9 protein-coding genes and 1 pseudogene are annotated in these 13,754 nt (G+C 72.2%); 3 read left to right on the forward strand and 7 right to left on the reverse strand.

Features of this window, described 5'->3' with window-relative positions; all coding sequences use genetic code 11:
- The first annotated feature begins 99 nt into the window (after positions 1–99).
- Positions 100–2,505 carry a ribonucleoside-diphosphate reductase subunit alpha gene (locus ABTX81_RS25855; protein WP_350549912.1) on the forward strand — a complete coding sequence of 802 codons (2,406 nt, stop codon included), beginning with the start codon at positions 100–102 and terminating at the stop codon, positions 2,503–2,505.
- On the forward strand, positions 2,505–3,521 hold the full coding sequence (locus tag ABTX81_RS25860; RefSeq protein ID WP_350549819.1) for a ribonucleotide-diphosphate reductase subunit beta: 1,017 nt from the start codon (positions 2,505–2,507) through the stop codon (positions 3,519–3,521). Before ABTX81_RS25855 ends, ABTX81_RS25860 begins: the two co-directional genes overlap by 1 nt.
- A 50-nt stretch (positions 3,522–3,571) precedes the next feature.
- On the opposite strand, the gene ABTX81_RS25865 is transcribed toward ABTX81_RS25860, so the two are convergent.
- Positions 3,572–4,603 carry a protein-L-isoaspartate O-methyltransferase family protein gene (locus tag ABTX81_RS25865; protein ID WP_350549822.1) on the reverse strand — a complete coding sequence of 344 codons (1,032 nt, stop codon included), beginning with the start codon at positions 4,601–4,603 and terminating at the stop codon, positions 3,572–3,574.
- Between the two features lie 288 nt (positions 4,604–4,891).
- Positions 4,892–5,035, reverse strand: a pseudogene (locus ABTX81_RS25870) (DUF397 domain-containing protein); the annotation flags it as partial.
- 479 nt (positions 5,036–5,514) lie between these two features.
- On the opposite strand from ABTX81_RS25870, the gene ABTX81_RS25875 reads away from it, so the two are divergent.
- Positions 5,515–6,522, forward strand: coding sequence for a ferritin-like domain-containing protein (locus tag ABTX81_RS25875; protein WP_350549824.1), 1,008 nt, complete (start codon positions 5,515–5,517; stop codon positions 6,520–6,522).
- 21 nt (positions 6,523–6,543) lie between these two features.
- Here the strand turns inward: ABTX81_RS25875 and ABTX81_RS25880 are convergent, their stop codons facing one another.
- From ABTX81_RS25880 to ABTX81_RS25900, 5 genes are read right to left on the reverse strand one after another with little or no spacing between them, the layout of a single operon-like run.
- Positions 6,544–7,410, reverse strand: a complete 867-nt coding sequence (locus ABTX81_RS25880) for a sugar ABC transporter permease (protein ID WP_350549827.1) — start codon at positions 7,408–7,410, stop codon at positions 6,544–6,546.
- Positions 7,407–9,011, reverse strand: a complete 1,605-nt coding sequence (locus ABTX81_RS25885) for an ABC transporter permease subunit (RefSeq protein ID WP_350549830.1) — start codon at positions 9,009–9,011, stop codon at positions 7,407–7,409. Before ABTX81_RS25885 ends, ABTX81_RS25880 begins: the two co-directional genes overlap by 4 nt.
- A 41-nt stretch (positions 9,012–9,052) precedes the next feature.
- The gene (locus tag ABTX81_RS25890; RefSeq protein ID WP_350549832.1) at positions 9,053–10,366 is read right to left on the reverse strand and encodes a sugar ABC transporter substrate-binding protein; all 1,314 of its coding nucleotides are present in this window, start codon (positions 10,364–10,366) and stop codon (positions 9,053–9,055) included.
- Between the two features lie 59 nt (positions 10,367–10,425).
- Complete coding sequence (locus ABTX81_RS25895) at positions 10,426–11,835, reverse strand: alpha/beta hydrolase (RefSeq protein ID WP_350549835.1); 1,410 nt, start codon at positions 11,833–11,835, stop codon at positions 10,426–10,428.
- Positions 11,832–13,643: a glycoside hydrolase family 13 protein gene (locus ABTX81_RS25900; RefSeq protein ID WP_350549838.1), complete on the reverse strand. Its 1,812-nt coding sequence runs from the start codon at positions 13,641–13,643 to the stop codon at positions 11,832–11,834. Before ABTX81_RS25900 ends, ABTX81_RS25895 begins: the two co-directional genes overlap by 4 nt.
- Positions 13,644–13,754 lie beyond the last annotated feature (111 nt).

Here is a 13,754-nt window from a genome sequence, read left to right on the forward strand (position 1 = left end):
GCGCGGCGATCTCCCCTGCCCCGAACGGTCCGGTACCCCGAGCCACGCCGCCGACCGCCGCCAGGAGAGAGCGCCTTGACCACCGCTGCCTCAGCCACCCTGCCCGCCCAGGGTTCCAGCTCCGCCCCCGCCGACCCGACGGTCTCCGACCCCGGCGGTGCGCTCCTGCGCCTCCTCACCGACCGCAGCGCCGACCTCCCCCAGGTCGACCCCGGCCATGTCGCCGCCGCCGCGCTCCGCGGCCGCCACGCCGGCTCGGACTTCGCCGAGCTGCGCGGGCTGGCCGTCGACGCCGCCGCGTCGATGATCGCCGAGGACCCGCAGTACTCCAAGCTCGCGGCCCGGCTGCTCGCGCTGGAGATCGTGGACGAGGCGGCGAGCCAGGGCGTGGTCTCGTTCTCCACCTCGATCGCGGTCGGCCACGCCGAGGGCCTGATCGGCGACACCACCGCCGCCTTCGTCGCCAAGCACACCGCCGCCCTGGACGCCCTGGTCGACCCCCGGGGCGACGACCGCTTCGAGTACTTCGGCCTGCGCACCGTGCAGTCCCGGTACCTGCTGCGCCACCCGATCACCCGCAAGGTCGTCGAGACCCCGCAGTACTTCCTGCTCCGCGTCGCCTGTGGCCTGGCGGTCGGCGACACCGAGCAGTCGGTCGCCGAGGTCGCCGAGCTGTACCGCCTGATGAGCCGGCTGGAGTACCTGACCTCCTCGCCGACCCTCTTCAACTCCGGCACCCGCCACCCCCAGATGTCCAGCTGCTACCTGCTGGACTCCCCGCTGGACAACCTGGACTCGATCTACTCGCGCTACGCGCAGATCGCCCGGCTGTCCAAGCACGCCGGCGGCATCGGCCTGTCCTACTCCCGGATCCGCTCGCGCGGCTCGCTGATCCGCGGCACCAACGGCAAGTCCAACGGCATCGTGCCGTTCCTGCGCACCCTCGACTCCTCGGTCGCCGCCGTCAACCAGGGCGGCCGCCGCAAGGGCGCGGCCTGCGTCTACCTGGAGACCTGGCACGCGGACATCGAGGAGTTCCTCGAACTGCGCGACAACACCGGCGAGGAGGCGCGCCGCACCCACAACCTCAACCTGGCGCACTGGATCCCGGACGAGTTCATGCGCCGGGTCAACGCCAACGCCGACTGGTCGCTGTTCTCCCCCGCCGACGTCCCCGAGCTGGTCGACCTCTGGGGCGAGGAGTTCGACGAGGCCTACCGCAAGGCCGAGCTGGCCGGCAAGGCCGTGCGCACCATCCCCGCGCAGACCCTCTACGCCCGGATGATGCGGACCCTGGCGCAGACCGGCAACGGCTGGATGACCTTCAAGGACGCCTCCAACCGCGCCGCCAACCAGACCGCGCTGCCGGGCCGCACGGTGCACTCCTCCAACCTCTGCACCGAGATCCTGGAGGTCACCGACGACTCCGAGACCGCGGTCTGCAACCTCGGCTCGGTCAACCTCGGCGCCCACGTCGCCGCCGGCGCGTCGGCCGGCGACCTGCTGAACGCGATGGACTGGGAGCGCCTGGACGCCACCGTCCGCACCGCCGTCACCTTCCTCGACCGCGTGGTGGACATCAACTTCTACCCGACCCCCGAGGCCGGCGCGTCCAACTCCCGCTGGCGCCCGGTCGGCCTCGGCGTGATGGGCCTGCAGGACGTCTTCTTCCAGCTGCGGATCGACTTCGACTCCGCGGAGGCCAAGGCCCTCTCCACGCTCATCGCCGAGCGCATCATGCTCACCGCCTACGAGCGCTCCGCCGACCTGGCCGAGCAGCTGGGCCGCCACGAGGCCTACGGCGAGACCCGCGCCGCCCGCGGCGAGCTGCACATCGACCACTTCGGCTCGGCCACCCCCGAGTGGGCCGACCGCTGGACCGCGCTGCGCGAGCGGATCGCCGTCACCGGCCTGCGCAACTCGCTGCTGCTCGCCATCGCGCCGACCGCGACCATCGCGTCCATCGCGGGTGTGTACGAGTGCATCGAGCCGCAGGTGTCCAACCTGTTCAAGCGCGAGACCCTGAGCGGCGAGTTCCTCCAGGTCAACCCGTACCTGGTGCGCGACCTCAAGGAGCTCGGCGTCTGGGACCAGCAGACCCGCGACGCCCTGCGCGACGCCAACGGCTCGGTGCAGGAGCTCGGCTGGCTGCCCGCCGAGATCCGCTCGCTGTACCGCACGGCGTGGGAGCTGCCGCAGCGCGCGCTGATCGACCTGGCCGCGGCCCGCATGCCGTACATCGACCAGAGCCAGTCGCTGAACCTGTTCATGGCGGCGCCGACCATCGGCAAGCTCAGCTCGATGTACGCCTACGCCTGGAAGGTCGGTCTGAAGACCACCTACTACCTGCGCTCGCGCCCGGCCACCCGGATCGCCCAGGCCGCGTCCGGCACCGCCCGCGCCGCCGCGCCGGTGCCGGTGAACACCCCGACCCTCACCCCGGAGGAAGAGGCCGCGCTGGCCTGCTCCCTGGAGAACCCCGAGTCCTGCGAGGCCTGCCAGTAATGAGCTCCGAAGACCGCAAGATGCTGCTCGACCCCGGCTTCGAGCTGACGCTGCGCCCGATGCGCTACCCGTCGTTCTACGACCGGTACCGCGACGCCATCAAGAACACCTGGACGGTGGAGGAGGTGGACCTGCACTCGGACGTCGCCGACCTGGCGAAGCTGAGTGAGGGCGAGCGGCACATGATCGGCCGGCTGGTCGCGTTCTTCGCGACCGGTGACTCGATCGTCGCCAACAACGTGGTGCTGAGCCTCTACAAGCACATCAACTCCCCGGAGGCGCGGCTGTACCTGTCGCGCCAGCTGTTCGAGGAGGCCGTGCACGTCCAGTTCTACCTGACGCTGCTGGACACCTACCTGCCCGACCCCGAGGACCGCAACGCGGCCTTCGCCGCGGTGGAGAACATCCCCTCCATCCACCAGAAGGCCCAGTTCTGCTTCAAGTACATGAACGCGGTCGACCACATCGACTCGCTGCAGACCAAGGAGGACCGCCGCGCGTTCCTCCTCAACCTGATCTGCTTCGCGGCGTGCGTCGAGGGCCTCTTCTTCTACGGCGCGTTCGCGTACGTGTACTGGTTCCGCAGCCGGGGTCTGCTGCACGGCCTGGCGACCGGCACCAACTGGGTGTTCCGCGACGAGTCCATGCACATGGACTTCGCGTTCTCGGTGGTCGACACCGTCCGCGAGGAGGAGCCCGACCTCTTCGACGACGAGATGGCCAAGCAGGTCACGGAGATGCTGGAGGAGGCCGTCGAGGCCGAGCTCCAGTTCGCCCAGGACCTCTGCGGCGACGGCCTGCCCGGCATGAACACCGAGTCGATGCGCGAGTACCTCCAGGCCGTGGCGGACCAGCGCCTCGCCCGCCTGGGCCTGCCGATCCGGTACGGCTCGACGAACCCGTTCGGCTTCATGGAGCTGCAGAACGTCCAGGAGCTGACCAACTTCTTCGAGCGCCGGGTGTCGGCCTACCAGGTCGCTGTCGAGGGTTCGGTCTCCTTCGACGACGACTTCTAGGAAACGAGGCTCAGAGGGGGGAGCGCCGCTCGGCGCTCCCCCTCTTTGCTTCATGGATCGGGCCGCACCCATTGGTGTTCCGATGTGACGGTGACCCTGTAGTCATACGGCGTCGGACGACCGTGTTCCTCCCACTGCGACCAGGCGGTCAGTACCTCGTCACCGATCCGGCACGGGCCGCCTTGGAGCAGCACGGCACCGCCTGCGGAGACTGCCGCCCACGACGCTTTGCCGTCGTGGATCCAGGCGTTGACGCCGTCCTCGTCCCGGCCGGTGATGATCACGGCGTCCGGGACGGCGACGCGCACGGCGAAGCGCAGGTCCCAGTCGTCGGCGAGCGGGGCGAGGTCACGCCCGATGATCCGCTCTGCGGAAGGGTCACCGGTACCACGCACCTTCGCGTAGCCGGCCGTCGGCACCGGAGCCGACCGGTCCGCCATGAACTGCCCGAGGCCCTGTACCCAGCCGCTCGCGCTACGGCCGTCGGCGGCCACCGTGAGCGCGACGTGCCCGAGCCGGCCCCACGGGTAGACGATCCGGCCGCCCGGCTTGGTGGCCTCGATCCAGGTGTAGGGGACGGTCTCGACGGCGTAGGTCGCGTGGATGCGGTCGAACGGGCCGCCGGGCGGGACGCGGCGGGTGCCGTTGCCGACGAACACCTCGACGGCGGCGAGCCGCTTGCGGGCGAGCAGGGCGAGGCCTTCGTCCATCTCCGTGGAGACGACCCGGTTGGGCCCGGCCCGCCAGGCGGCGAGCGCGCAGCTCCAGCCCTGACCGGTGCCGATGTCCCACACGGTGTGGCCGGGCTCCAGCATCAGGCTGTCCAGCATGTCCGCCACCACGGCGGGTGCGGAGAGGGAGGAAGAGGGGAGCCCGTCGGTGACCTGGGTGACCGCCGCCGCGTCCGGCCCGGAGTAGAGCTCGTCCGCCCACGCGGCCGGGTCGGCCAAACGATCGACCGGCACATAGGCGTGGCCGTCCCACCGCCACAGCCGATCCGGCGCGAAGGCGTCACGGGGCAGCGCGCTCATGGCCTCCCGCACCCACGGCGATTCGGTCGGCCAGGCCCCGCGCGCTTCCATGGCCGCATCCATCCGCATGCGGCGGTCAGCCAGGTCGCCGGTCATCGCTTCTTGTGCTTCCCGTCCCCCGGCGGCGGAGGCGGTACCTGCTTATCCGCATTCCCCGGCGGTGGCTTCTCGTGCTCACCCATGCTGCGCTCCCTACGTCCGGAGCCCATCCTCCGGGGACGCCGATGCGCCACAACAGACGCGCAGAGGCGCACCCGCAGCGCGCACGTCCCATGCACACGCCGGCAGTGATGACGGTGCCCCGCACGGCCACAGCCGTGCGGGGCACCACAAGCAGGTTCAGCCGCTCGGAAACTCCCCGCCCTTGACCCCGGCCAGGAACGAAGCCCACGCCTCAGCCCCGAAGACCGACACCGGCCCCTCCGGGTCCTTCGAATCACGGACCGCCATTCCGCCCGGCAGCGGACGGCTCATCTCCAAGCAGTCGTTGGCCTGCGCGCTCTAGGTGCTCTTGCGCCACTCGGCATCCCCGGCCACAACCCACCAACCCTCGCCCAGAGTTCAAAAGGTCTCCAGCACCCTTCCCGCACCGACAGGCTGCCGATCAGCGAACTCGCCACCGACTTTTCCCCCTGCCCCGCCCGGCGTTCGCGCCGGGCGGGGCAGGTTTTCGCCGGGCGAGGTCCTCGATGACCGCCTCAGCGGTGCGGCACTCCGCGCAGATCGGCATGCTGCCGGCCCTCCTCGCTTGCGTAGGGCACTCGACCATTGCCCGGCAGGGACGCGAACGACCTCTCAGCAATGCCGGGCGGGGGCGTCCGGGTGAACTCGGGGGGCGCACCGGGGTGAAGGTGTCCGTGGGCGATCGGTTCCCGCATACGGTCCGGCCACGACCGATCGGAAGGGGACGCAATATGGCCACCGGGGTTCTGGACTACACGAGTGACGCGATCGTTCAGCTCATGAGCGTCGGGGAAGATGAGTGGGGCGAGCAGGAGCTCAAGGACGCGCTGCAGCGGGCGATCATGCTGGAGCTGTCGACGATCCCGCCGTATGCCACCGCGCTGTGGTCGATCACGGACCCGGACAACAGCAAGCCGGTTCGGCACACCATCCGCGAGATCGTGTTCGACGAGATGTCGCACTTCGGGCTGGTCGCCAACATGCTCACCAGCATCGGCGGCACCGTCGTCCTCACCGACCCGCTCACCGTGCCCAAGTACCCCGGGGAACTGCCCGGTGGGGTCAACCCCGGGCTTGAGGTGTTCCTCAGCGGGCTGAGCCGGGACTCCGCCGCGCTGTTCGCCGACATCGAGAAGCCGGAGAACCCGCTCGCGTTCGCCGCGGACGGCAACACCATCGGCGCCTTCTACCAGCGGATCGCCAACGTCTTCCCGAAGTTCGCCCACCTGATCACCGGGCAGCGGCAGGTGAGCTTCCCGCTCGGGTCGAGCCACGGGGCCGGCAACGACATCGTCCCGATGAACGCCCTCGGCGACGTCCTCGCCGCCATCCACGTCATCCAGGCCCAGGGCGAGGGCACCACCGCCTCCCCGGAGAACCCCTTCCCCGGTGCCCCGGGCGAGCTCGCGCACTACTACGCCTTCAAGGAGATCGCCGTCGGCAGGAAGCTCGTCCGCGACGAGCAGACCGGGAAGTTCGACTTCACCGGCGCCGACGTGCCGCTGCCGGACACCTCGCCGGTCGGCCGTGTCCCCCAGGGCGGCTGGGCCAACTCCCCCGGGAACGAGCCCGACGCGGCCACCGCAGAGCTCCTGCGCACCTTCAACCAGAACTACAGCGACATGCTGCGCGCCCTGGAGGCGGCGTGGGGCCCCGGTGGGGAGGACATCTTCCCGGCCATCGGCCTGATGGGCGAGCTGCGCCGCACCGCCCAGAAGATCAACGCCGTCAAGCTCCCCGCCAACCCCCACTTCACCTACGGCCCGGAGTGGCTGTTCGTCGCCTGACGCGGCGGGCCCGCCGCCGGCTCAGCCCTTGACCGAGCCGGCGGTGAGCCCCTGGGCGAGGTAGCGCTGCAGGAACTGGTAGACCACGATCACCGGCAGCGAGGTGACCAGCGCCCCGGCCGCGAAGAGGCCGTAGTTCTGGTCCTGCTGGCCGGAGATGATCCCGTAGAGGCCGACCGCCACCGTCTTGGACTCGTTGGAGGTCAGGAAGATGCCGGCCAGGATGACGTCGTTGAGGGCGGTGGTCAGCGAGAGGATCCCGACCACCACCAGCATCGGCGCGGCCAGCGGCAGGATGATCCGGAAGAAGATCTGCGCGTGCCCGGCCCCGTCCACCTTGGCGGCCTCGTCGATCTCCTTCGGGATGGTGTCCAGGTACCCCTTCATCAGCCAGGTGTTCACGCCCATGGCCCCGCCGAGGTAGACCAGGAGCAGCCCCCAGGGCGTGTCCAGGCCGATCGCCGGCAGCACGTCGCCGACCTCGGCGAACAGCAGGTAGAGCGAGACGACCGCGAGGAACTGCGGGAACATCTGCGCCAGCAGGACGGTGAGCAGCCCCACCCGCCGCCCCCGGAAGCGGAACCGGGAGAACGCGTACGCCGAGCAGACCCCGAGCAGCACGTTGAGCACGGCGAAGCTGCCGCAGATCAGCGCCGTGTTGGCCAGCCACCGCCCGAACGGGTACTGCTCGTCGGTGAACAGCGCGGTGAAGTTGGCGAACGAGGCGTGCTCGGGCACCAGCGTGGAGGACTGCAGGGTGCCGAGCGGGTTGAGCGCGGCGGAGAACACGAACAGCAGCGGCAGGAGCGCGAAGCAGACGGCGAGGACGGCGACCAGGTGCCGCCAGCCGAACCGGCGCAGCCATCGGACGGTCGTGGTGGCGGTCATGCGTTCAGCTCCTCGAGGGCCCGGGTGCGGCGGTAGCCGACCAGGGTGATCAGGCCGACCAGCAGGAAGATGAAGATCGACAGGGCGGCGGCGAAGCCGTACTGGGCGCCCTGCCCGCCGAAGGCCACCCGGTAGGTGTAGCTGATCAGGATGTCGGTGGCGCCGGCCGAACCGCCCGCGCCGTCGAACGGGCCTCCCCCCGTCAGCAGTTGGACGGCGTTGAAGTTGTTGAAGTTGAAGGCGAAGGAGGAGATCAGCACGGGCGAGGCGGCCACCAGCAGCAGCGGGAAGGTGACCGCCCGGAAGGCGGTCCACGGCCCGGCGCCGTCGATCCGCGCCGACTCGTTGAGCTCGGCCGGCATGGACTGCAGCACCCCGGTGCAGATCAGCAGCATGTTGGGGAAGCCGAGCCACAGGCTGGTCAGGACGACCGCGAGGCGCGCGCTCCAGGTGTCGCCGAGCCAGTCGATCCGGGTGTGCAGCAACTGGTTGAGCAGCCCGAAGTCCCGGTTGTACATGCTCTGCCAGATCAGGATGCCGATGAACGCGGGCATCGCGTACGGCAGCAGCAGCAGTGAGCGGTAGAGCCGCTGTCCGCGCAGCCGCGGGTGGTGCAGGGTGAACGCGAGACCGAGGCCGAGCGCGAAGGAGGCGCCGGTGGAGAGCGCCGCGAAGCCGAACGTCCAGGCGAGCACGGAGAGGAAGGGGCCCCGGACGGCAGGGCTGGTGAGCACGGCGGTGAAGTTGGCGAAGCCGACGGTGCGGTGCCAGCCGGTCGGCAGGGTCCGCCCGGAGCCGTCGGTGGCGGTGAACCGGCCGTCCCCGGAACGGTAGACGGTGCCGGTGCGGGTGTCGGTGAGGGTGTCGGCCCGGCCGTCGTGCACCAGCGTGGGCCGGGCGGTGGTGGCCGAGGAGAGTCCCTGGCCGACCACGAAGCCACCGTCCACCGGCACCCGCAGCTCCTTCAGCTCCTGGGCGCGGCCGTTGACCTGGCCCGGGGTGAGGATCCGCAGGCCGGGTGCGGCGGTCACCCGGCCGTCGGGCGCGGTCACCGTGCCGGCCGGGGCGGGGGCCAGGCCGCGCGCGGTGCCGGCCTCGGTCCGGCCGGTCGCCGGGTCGGTGAGCAGCAGGACGAGCGGGCCGCCGGCCGGCTCGGTGGCGACGGTGAGCGTGTACGAGGCACCGTCGGGGACGGGCTCCACGGAGTTGTCGACCAGGCTGCGGACGGCCTGTTCCTTGGTGAGCAGGTGCCCGTCGCCGTAGTCGGTGAAGGAGACCGCGACGATGTGGAGCACGGGGTAGACCACGAAGGCCAGGAAGAGCACGGTGGCCGGCAGCAGGTACTTGGCGGCGACCCGGCGCGGCGAGAGGTAGATCCAGAAGATCGCGCCCGCCCCCGCGGCGAGGACGCCGAGGGCGGCCCAGTGGCCGGCCTGGTAGAGCTTGGGCGTCGCGAAGAGGGCGAGTGCGGCGACCCCGGACAGCAGGATGATCTTCACCAGCTGCGCGGTCACGGCACCGGCCCGGCGGGGCGGGCGTCGCGGGGGCCCGGCGGCGGGGGCGGCCGGGCGCCTGCTGTCCTGAAGGGTGGGGGAGGTCATGGTCCCTGGTCCGTCCGGGAGGGGCGCGGGGCGCCGGGGTGTCAGTGGCCGCCGGCCAGGGCGGCGCGGATGGCCTCGCCGGCCTGGCGCATGGTCTCGGCCGGGTCGGCGCCGGCGATGATGCTCGCCTCGGCCTGGCCGAGCGGGCCCCAGATCGCGTTCATCGCGGGGATGGTCGGCAGCGGCTGCCCGGCCGCGCCGGCGGCGGCGAAGGCGCCGATGTCCGGGTCGTCGGCGGTGACCTTGGTGAGGGCCGAGGTCAGCGCGGGCGGCTCGGGCGAGGCCTGGTAGAGCGCCAGCTGGCCTTCCTCCGAGCCGATCGCGCGCAGCAGGAACTCCTGGGCGAGCGGCTGGTTCTTCGCCTTGGCGGAGAGGTAGAACGCCTGCACGCCGACGAAGGGGCGGGCCGGTCCCTTGCCCGCCCAGCCGGGCACCGGGGAGATCGCGTACGGCAGACCGGCCTGCTTGACCTGCCCGAGCGCCCACGGCCCGGCCACCAGGTAGGGGGACTTGCGCCCGGTGAACAGCGAGGTGGCGTTGGTGTCGACCGAGCGGTTGAACAGTCCGGCGCCCTTCTCCCCGTACTGCTTGAACAGCTCGCCGGCCGCGATCGAGCCCGGGCCGCCGACCCCGAGGTCGGCGGTGTCCCAGCCGCCGTCCGGCTTGCTGCCGAACAGGTGGCCGCCGGCCGAGGTGAACAGCGGCTGCAGGGCATAGGCGTTGCCCTGCTGGCCGACCGGCAGCGCCAGCGGGACCTCGGCCTTCCCGGACCGGACGGCCTCGGTGGCAGTGCCGGCCAGGTCCTCGAAGGTGGCGGGCGCGGCCGGGGCCAGTTCGGTGTTGCGGAACAGCACCAGGGTCTCGGTCGCGTAGGGCAGGCCGTACTGCTGGCCGTCCCGGGCCACGGCGGCCAGGGCGGCGGGCTGGAACAGCGCCTTCTGCTGCGCGGTCAGCGGGACGGGGGCGACCGTGCCGTTCTGCACCAGGTTGCCGAGCCAGTCCGAGGCGCCGACCACCAGGTCGGGGCCCTTGCCCGCGTTGGTGGCCGTGACGTACGCCTGCTGGGTGTTGACGGACTGCGGGACGACGGTGACCTTGACGCCGTGCTCCTTGCCGAAGCGGTCGGCGAGCGGCTGGAGGGCGGCGGCCTGCTGGCTCTGGGCCCAGATCACCAGGTCGCCCTCGGCGGCGGCGATCGGCGGGGCGGTCATCGGCCCGTCCGCGGCGGCGGTGCCGGCGGGGGTGGGGCCGGCGGAGGGGGAGGTGCCGCCGCAGGCCGTGACCAGCAGGGCGAGCAGGCCGAGCGCGGCGGTTCTGCGGTGGATGATCCGGTGGCGGGTGATCCGGTGGCGCATGGTCCGAGACTCCTTCGTCCGGGAGGGGTGCGGGGGTGGGTCGCCGGGCGGGTGACGGGTCAGATGCCGTCCGCCGGCCGGTGCCAGCGCTCGACGGTGAGGTCGAGCCGGGTGTCGCGGTCGACCCGCAGCGGGTGCAGCACCCGCCGGCCGTCCGCGTCGACGGCGTCCAGGCCCCAGCCGCGCGAGACGCCGCCGTCGAAGCCGGTGCCGCGCGGCACCGCGATCCGACCGCGGAAGCGGCCCGGTCCGGCCGGGGCGCAGGGCAGCGGGCCGAACATCACCGGGGCGTCGTCGGGGGTGCCGGGCGGGACGGTCACGGTCACCTCCAGCACCGGGTGGGCGGGCAGTTCCGGGTCGACCGCGACCTCGGTGTGCGCGGCCAGCCCGTGGGCCCGGACGGTGACCGCCGTCCGCCCGGCGGCCAGCGGGCGCAGCCCGCCGTGCGGCGAGACGGCCGCCACCCCGGGGTGCTCGACCCGGTAACCGGCCTCCAGCGCGGTGTAGCGCACGCCGTCGGCGCGGACCGCGACCGGGTTGACGGCGCTCCAGGTCTCGCCGGGCGCAAGCAGGATCCGCGGCTCGACGGTGAGCGAGCGCACCGGTGAGGGCGCGCCGAAGAGGTGCAGCAGCGCGTGCCGGGCGCGCGGGCGCCAGGCGTTCTCGTGGTGCGGCGCGGCCGGGTCCTCGTAGTAGAGCAGGTCGGCGCCGGAGGTGTAGCCGGCCTCGTCGACCAGCCGGCCGGCCAACTCGCGGGCGGGGCGGGCCATGATCAGCCCCTCCCGGCCGCCGATGTCCAGCCAGATCCGGCGCGGCCCGCGCCGCCGGTAGCGCTCGTGCACCACGCGTTCGCCGAGGCCTTCCGGGTCGACGTGGGTGAGGAACGGGGAGAGGACGGCGGCCAGGCCGAAGACCTCGGGGCGGCGGAAGGCGATGTGGTAGGTGACCAGGCCTCCCATCGAGGAGCCCATCAGCGCGGTGTGCTCCGGACCGGTCCTGGTCCGGTAGCGGGCGTCGACGAACGGCTTGACCTCGTCGGTCAGGAACGCCTCGTAGCGGTGGCCCTTCAGCGGGGTGCCGGGGGTGCGCCAGTACTCGGCGACGTGGGAGTACTCGACGCCGCGGTCGGCGCCGGCGTTGGGCACGGCGACCGCGATCAGCTCGGGGATCAGGCCGTCGGCGTACAGCGCCTCCAGCGTCCGGTCCACCGCCCAGGTGGGCTGCTGCCCCTGGTCGAAGACCTGCTGGCCGTCGTGCAGGTAGAGCACCGGGTAGTCGGCATCCGGCCGGTCGTCGTAGCCGGGCGGCAGGTGGACCAGCAGGTCCCTCGCGTTGCCGAGCAGTTCGGAGCGGAAGCCGGGGATCCGTTCGATCCGGCCCCGGCGCACGGCGCTCCGACCGTGCGGGGCGGTGTCACCGTTCGGGGCCGTCCCGCCGTTCGGGGCGGACCAGGCCGTGTCGGCGCTCATCGGGCCACCGACCACACGTGCACGGCCGGGCCCTCGCAGGGCAGGTCGCGGCCCGGGACCAGCTGCGGCCCGCCGAGCAGGTGGGTGGCGTGCCACTCCCCCGCCACCGGCGGGTGGTCGGCCCGGCTGATCTGCACCAGGACCGTCTCCCGCGCGTCCTCCCGCTCGAACAGCAGGACGTCGCCCTCGGCGACCAGCCAGCGCAGCCCGCCGCCGGTCAGCGCGCTGTGGCTGCGGCGCAGCCGGACCAGGTCGCGGTAGGTGCGCCAGGTGTGCTGGTCCCAGGCGGACTCGTCCCAGGGGAACGGCTTTCGCCCCTCCTCCAGGCCCTCGCCCAGCACGCCGACCTCGTCCCCGGAGAACACCATGGGGATCCCGGGCAGGGTGAACAGCAGGGCCGCGCCGAGCAGTTGGTGCTCGGGACCGGCGAAGGTGCGGAACCGGGCGGTGTCGTGCGAGTCCAGCAGGGTCAGGTTGTGGGCGCGGCTGCGCCAGGGCAGCGCGGCGCCGAAGGCCGTCATGGTGGCGCGCACCCGGGCGGCGTCGTAGTCGGGGATCGGCCCGGGGACGGCCCAGAAGTCCTTCTGGTCGTGCTTCTCGACGAGCCAGCTCCAGACCGGCCGGGTGAAGCCCGCGTAGCTCATGGTGCCCTGCCAGCCGTCGCCGGCCAGGGCGAGCGAGGCATCGTGCTGGTGCTCGGCGAGCAGGACGGCGTCGGGGTTGGCGGCCCGGACGGTGGCCGCGGTGGTGGTGGCGACCCTGTGGTTGAGCTCGACGTCGCCGCGCCGGCCGGCCATCTGCGCCACGTCGACCCGCCAGCCGTCCAGGTGGAACGGCGCGCCGAGGTACCTGGCGATCACCGAGTCGGGGCCCTCGTAGAGGCGGCGGCGCAGCTCGGCCGAGCGGTGGTCGAAGGTCGGCAGGGTGCGCACGCCGAGGAAGGTCGCGTAGTCCTCCGGTCCGCCGTCGCCGAAGAAGTAGAAGCCGGCCTCGGGGCTCTCGGGGTCGGACTGCGCGGTGCGGAACCAGGCGTGCCCGTCGCCGGAGTGGTTGAGGGTGATGTCGCCGATCACCTTGATGCCGCGCCGGTGCGCCTCGGTGGTGAGGGCGATCAGCGCCTCGTCGCCGCCGAGTGCCGGATCGACCCGGTCGAAGGAGACGGCGTCGTAACGGTGGTTGGAGCGGCCCTCGAAGAACGGGGTCAGATAGATCACGGTGGCGCCGAGCCGCTGGATGTGGTCGATCTTGCGGACCACGCCCCAGAGGTCTCCGCCGTACATCTGCTGGAGGGCCTCGGCGTCGCCGGTGCGCAGCGGGGTGTCCCAGTCGGCCGGGCGGGCCCAGGAGGCGAGCGGGGCCTCGCCGGAGCGGTGGTAGCGGTCGGGGAAGATCTGGTAGACCACCGCGTCGCCGGCCCAGGCGGGCGGGGCGGGGTGGGTGGTGAGGCGGAAGTCGGTGGCGTCGGGCAGGTCGTGGTCGTGCAGGCCGGCAGCGGTGAGCCAGCGCCCGCCGGCCGGGGTGTGCAGCCAGAACCGGTAGTTCATCTCCGGGTTGACCATCTCCAGGACGGCCCGCCACCAGGTGGTCCCGGTGCCGTCGACCCGGTCGACGACGGCGGCCGTGAAGTGCGGTTCGCCGTCCGGGACGGAGCGCAGGAAGACCCGCTCGACGTCCTGCCCCGCGGGCACCCGGACCAGGAGGTCGACGCGCTGCCCGAGGCGCGGGGCGAGGTCGCCGACGTACCGCGCGGACCCGTCGTGGTGCGGCTGGTGGCGGGCGGCGAGGCGGTGGCTGCTGGCCGGGTCCATGGGGCTCCTCGGGGCGGGTGGACAGGTTAACGGATGACGGCGTTCCGCTTTCCGGGGCCGACGAGGGAACCGTAACGGCGATGAAACTGTTGCGCAATATGTTGCTAAGAT

Source organism: Kitasatospora sp. NPDC097605 (assembly GCF_040302725.1).
Classification (GTDB): domain Bacteria; phylum Actinomycetota; class Actinomycetes; order Streptomycetales; family Streptomycetaceae; genus Kitasatospora.